Here is a 5438-nt window from a genome sequence, read left to right as displayed (position 1 = left end):
TGAAGAACCTCGCCGCCATCAGCCGGACCCTGATCGCCCACGGCCGGCCGCCGCAGACGCCGGCCGCCGTGGTCCAGGAGGCCACGACGGGTGCCCAGCGGGTGCTGCGGTCCACCCTCGACGCGGTGGCCGAAACTTCGGCCCAACTGAGTCGATCGCGTGGGGCGCTACTGCTTGAGCATGTTGTCCAGCAGCAGGGCACAGCGGATCAGGCCGAGGTGGCTGTACGCCTGCGGGTGGTTGCCCAGCCCGCGCTCGGCCAGCGGGTCGTACTGCTCGGGGAGCAGCCCGGTCGGGCCGGCAGTGTCGACCATCTGGGCGAACAGCTCCTCGGCGTCGGTACGCCGACCGGTGCGCAGGTTCGCCTCGATCAGCCACGCCGTGCAGATGTGGAAGCCACCCTCCCGACCCGGCAGACCGTCGTCCCAGTGGTAGCGGTAGACGACCGGGCCGCTGCGCAGATCCGCCTCGATCTTGAGCACGGTGGAGAGGAAGCGCGGGTCGTCGCCCGGGAGCAGGCCGGACAGCCCGATCCAGAGCGAGGAGGCGTCCATGTCCTCGTCGCCGTACGCGACGCTGTACGCCTCGACCTCCTCGTGCCAGCCGTTCTCCAGCACGTTGGCGCCGATCCGGTCGCGCAGCTCCACCCACTCCGGCCGGTCCTCGCCGTCGTGCTGACGCACCACGTGCAGGGCCCGGTCGACGGTCATCCAGCACATCACCTTGGAGAAGATGTGGTGCCGGGGTGGGAGACGGGCCTCCCAGATGCCGTGGTCGGGCTCGTGCCAGCGGCGGCGGACCGCCTCGACCATGTTGTCCAGCACCCGCCACTCGTCGTCGCGGACCGAACCCCGGGCGTCGGCGACGGCCGCGATCAGGTCGGCGATCGGGCCGAAGACGTCCAGTTGGAGCTGGTGGTTGGCGAGGTTGCCGACCCGGACCGGCCGGGAGCCGGCGTACCCGGGCAGGGTGTCGATGACCGCCTCGGCGCCCAGCTCGTAGCCGTCGACCGTGTAGAGCGGGTGCAGCCGCTCGGGGTGCCCGCCGGTGCGCTCGATGCAGCCGTCCACCCAGCGCAGCAGCGCCTCGGCCTCCTCGAGCGAGCCGAGGTCGACCCGGGCCCGCGCGGTCATCGCCGCGTCCCGCAGCCAGCAGTACCGGTAGTCCCAGTTGCGGACGCCGCCCAGCTCCTCCGGCAGCGAGGGGGTCGCCGCCGCCAGGATCGAGCCGGTCGCCTCGTGGCAGAGCCCACGCAGGGTGAGCGCGCTGCGGGCGACCAGGTCCCGGGCGGTGGCGGGCAGCCGCAGCGAGGCCACCCACTCCTTCCAGGGCTGCTCGGCGCTGGCCTGCCGGTCGTGGATGGCGACCGCGTGGTCCTCCAGGCTGTGCGTGCCGAAGCGCAGCTCCAGCACCACCTGGCCGCCGGTGGCGGAGAGGTCGACCACGGCGTGCGCGGTCTCGTACCCGCCGTCGTTGCGGACCTGCCAGGTCACCCCGGGGGAGTAGAGCGCGACGGGCTCGTTGGAGCCGAGCACCAGCAGGCCGTTGTCCATCGGCTGGAGCTGGGTGGCGACCTGACCGAACTCGGGGCGCGGGGCGAACTCGATCCGGGCCCGGCCGGAGCCGGTGAGCACCCGGACCAGCGTGGAGTCGCCGGTGATGACGGCCGGGCCGTCCGGGGTGGTCTCCCGGGCCGGCAGGTCCAGCCAGTCGGTGACGGTGAGCCCCGACCAGCGGGTCTCCACGGTCATCGTGCCGTTGCGGTAGCGCTGGCCCAGCGGGATGCCGCCGCGCTCCGGCCCGACGGTGAAGTGCCCGGCCGGGCTGCCGCCGACCAGGTCGGCGAAGATCGCCGCCGAGTCGGGCTTGGGGTGGCAGAGCCAGCTCACCTTGGCCTCGGGGGTGAGCAGCGCGACGGTACGCCCGTTGGCCAGCATCGAGTGCCGTTCGATCGGCACCGCCCGCTCGCCGAAGAGCCAGTGCCGGCGGGTCTCCAGCAGCAGGCCCAGCGCGCGGGCCGCCTCGATCGGCTCGGCCACCCGGTAGTGCGCCTGGGTGTCCCCGGGGCCGATCTTGATGCCCAGGTCGGGGCCGCGCAGGGTGCCGAAGGCGTTCTCGTCGGTGACGTCATCGCCGATGAAGAGCACCGCGCTGGCCGAGAGCTGGGTGCGGAGCTGGTCGACCGCGGTGCCCTTGTGGGTGGCGACCACCGACAGCTCGATGACCTCCTTGCCCTGGGTGACGGTGACGTCGTCCCACTTCGCCGGTCCGTTGCGGACGGCCTCGACGGCGGCGGCGGCGACCTGCGGGTCGACCCCGCGGGTGTGCACCGCGACGCTGGCCGGCTTGCGTTCCAGCCGTACCCCCGGGTGGGCCTGGGCGATCTCGCGCAGCGCGTCGCGCAGCCGGGTGCGCACGGCGACCAGCTCGGGGGAGAGCCGCTCGACGAAGCCGATGTCGAACTCGGAGCCGTGGCTGCCGACGAGGTGGATCTCGTTGGGCAGCCGGGACAACGCGGCCAGGTCGCGCAGCGCCCGTCCGGAGACCACCGCGACGGTGGTCTGCGGCAGCGAGGCCAGCGCCCGGACGGCGGCGACCGACTCGGGCAGCGGCACGGCCTTGCTCGGGTCCGCCACGATCGGCGCGAGGGTGCCGTCGTAGTCGCAGGCGACCAGGAGCTGTGGTACGCGGGCGATGCGTCCGATCGCGGCGAGCAGTTCCGGGTCCATCGTCCCGGCGGCGGGGGTGATGATCTCGGCGGTGGGGGCGTTCACTCGGCCTCCGTCCCCGGTGCGCCCAACTCGGTCAGAAAGGACTTCGCCCAGTGCCCCACATCGTGGGTGCGCAGGTGACGTTGCATGATCCGCATGCGTCGACGGGCCTCCGGCTTCTCTACGTGTACAGCCCGCAGGAGGGCGTCCTTGACGGCGTCGGGGTCGTGCGGATTGCACAGGAACGCCTGGCGCAGCTCGGTGGCCGCGCCGGCGAATTCGCTGAGCACGAGCGCACCGCCCTGGTCGGCGCGCGATGCGACGTACTCCTTGGCCACCAGGTTCATTCCGTCTCGCAGCGGGGTCACCATCATCACGTCGGCCGCGACGTACATCGCGGCCAGTTCGCTGCGACTGTACGACTGATGCAGATAATGCACCGCCGGCACGCCGACCCTGCCGAATTCGCCGTTAATCCGACCAACCTCGCGTTCCACCTTGACCCGAAGTGCCTGGTAGTGCTCCACGCGCTCCCGGCTGGGGGTGGCCACCTGCACCATAACCGCGTCCGGAACTGTCAACTTTCCGTCAGCAAGGAGTTCCCGGAAGGCCTTGAGTCGAAGTTCGATGCCCTTCGTGTAGTCCAGCCGGTCGACGCCCAGGATGATCGTCTTCGGGTTGCCCAGCTCCTCGCGGATCTGCTTGGCCCGGGCCTGGATCGCCGGGTCCTCGGCCAGCCGCTCCATCTCCTTGGTCTCGATGGAGATCGGGAACGCACCGGCCTTCACCTGCCGCCCGTCGACCTGGATCATCTGCCCCTCGTAGCGCAGCCCGAGCAGGTGCCGGGCCAGCCGGACGAAGTTCTGCGCGGCCAGCCGCTGCTGGAAGCCGACCAGGTCGCTGCCGAGCAGGCCGCGCAGGATCTCGGTGCGGAACGGCATCTGCATGAACAGCTCGATCGGCGGGAACGGGATGTGCAGGAAGAAGCCGATCTTCAGATCCGGCCGCAGCTCGCGCAGCATCGCCGGGACGAGCTGGAGCTGGTAATCCTGCACCCAGACCGTCGCGCCCTCGGCCGCGACGTCCGCCGCGGCCTCCGCGAACCGGGCGTTGACCAGCCGGTACGCCTCCCGCCAGCGGCGCTTGTAGGCGGGGGTCTCGACCGCGTCGTGGTAGAGCGGCCAGATGGTCGCGTTGGACTGGCCCTCGTAGTAGCGTTCCAACTCCTCGGCGCTCAACGGCACCGGGTGCAGCCGGATGCCCTCCAGGTCGAACGGCTCCGGGGCGGCGCCGGTGCCACCGGCCCAGCCGACCCAGGTGCCCCGGTGCTCGGCGAGGACGGGGTGCAGCGCGGTGACCAGCCCGCCGGGGCTGCGCCGCCACTGTCGTCCCTCGGGTGTGCTCACCTCGTCGACCGGCAGTCGGTTGGCCACAACGACAAAGGAGCTACGGACGGTCACGATCGGCCACCTCCGGGTGCTGACGGGTCCACCGCGATGAGCGTACTGAGCGTAGCTGCGGCGTCTGGGACCCCGTGCCGGACTTACCTACCCGTCCCACGGCCGCTTCACCCGTACCGTGATCTTGTCAACATCACCAGCTCAGCGGTGGCGGAAGTGACGTGGAGCCGACCGGGCGGGGTGATGTGGGCGTGGCGGGCCGTACCTGTCAGGATTGACGGTGGCGTGCGCGTGGCCGGCCCCCGGCCGGCGGCGGCGGGCGAAGGTCGCAGCCCGCGCCGCGCCGCCGTCCAAGGCGACAGCAACCGACGGAGGTAGCCCGCACCGTGGCCCAGTTCATCTACGTCCTGGAAAAGGCGCGCAAGGCGCACGGCGACAAGGTCGTGCTCGACAACGTGACGCTGAACTTCCTGCCGGGGGCCAAGATCGGTGTGGTCGGCCCGAACGGCGCCGGTAAGTCCAGCCTGCTGAAGATCATGGCGGGGCTGGACAAGCCGAGCAACGGCGAGGCCCGGCTGATGCCCGGCTACACCGTCGGGATGCTCGCCCAGGAGCCCCCGCTCAACGACAGCAAGACCGTGCTCGGCAACGTCGAGGAGGCGGTCGCCGAGACCAAGGCCAAGCTGGACCGGTTCAACGCCATCGCCGAACAGATGGCCACCGACTACTCCGACGAGCTGATGGAGGAGATGGGCAAGCTCCAGGAGGAGCTGGACCACCTCGACGCCTGGGACATCGACTCCAAACTCGAACTGGCCATGGACGCGCTGCGCTGCCCGCCGCCGGACGCCGACGTCACCCAGCTCTCCGGTGGGGAGCGACGCCGGGTCGCCCTGTGCAAGCTGCTGCTGGAGGCGCCCGACCTGCTGCTGCTCGACGAGCCCACCAACCACCTCGACGCGGAGAGCGTCTCCTGGCTGGAGCAGCACCTGGCCAAGTACGCGGGCACCGTCATGGCGATCACCCACGACCGGTACTTCCTCGACAACGTGGCCAACTGGATCCTGGAGCTGGACCGCGGCCGGACGTACCCGTACGAGGGCAACTACTCCACCTACCTGGAGAAGAAGGCCGCCCGGCTCGCCGTCGAGGGTCGCCGCGACGCCAAGATGAAGAAGCGGCTCACCGAGGAGCTGGAGTGGGTCCGCTCCAACGCCAAGGCCCGGCAGACCAAGTCCAAGGCCCGGCTGGACCGCTACGACGAGATGGCCGCCGAGGCGGAGAAGACCCGCAAGCTGGACTTCGAGGAGATCCAGATCCCGCCGGG

3 protein-coding genes and 1 pseudogene are annotated in these 5438 nt (G+C 71.0%); 2 read left to right on the top strand and 2 right to left on the bottom strand.

Annotated features, from left to right (window positions below):
• Positions 1 to 131 (top strand): annotated as a pseudogene (locus ACOJTC_RS14650) (uroporphyrinogen-III C-methyltransferase); the annotation flags it as partial.
• A gap of 36 nt (positions 132 to 167) precedes the next feature.
• Here ACOJTC_RS14650 and otsB read toward each other — a convergent pair.
• Both otsB and ACOJTC_RS14640 read right to left on the bottom strand, forming a co-directional pair.
• Entirely contained in the window at positions 168 to 2729 is a 2562-nt protein-coding gene (gene otsB, locus ACOJTC_RS14645) for a trehalose-phosphatase (protein ID WP_420117277.1), read from the bottom strand.
• 41 nt (positions 2730 to 2770) lie between these two features.
• Complete coding sequence (locus ACOJTC_RS14640) at positions 2771 to 4171, bottom strand: alpha,alpha-trehalose-phosphate synthase (UDP-forming) (RefSeq protein WP_088646585.1); 1401 nt, start codon at positions 4169 to 4171, stop codon at positions 2771 to 2773.
• Between the two features lie 326 nt (positions 4172 to 4497).
• Here ACOJTC_RS14640 and ACOJTC_RS14635 point away from each other — a divergent pair.
• On the top strand, positions 4498 to 5438 hold a 941-nt coding region (locus tag ACOJTC_RS14635; protein ID WP_420117276.1), incomplete at its 3' end, for an ATP-binding cassette domain-containing protein.

The sequence above is a fragment of the Micromonospora sp. genome, assembly GCF_048594385.1.
In the GTDB taxonomy this organism is placed as follows: domain Bacteria; phylum Actinomycetota; class Actinomycetes; order Mycobacteriales; family Micromonosporaceae; genus Micromonospora; species Micromonospora wenchangensis.
This window is presented reverse-complemented; position numbering and strand designations above follow the sequence as displayed.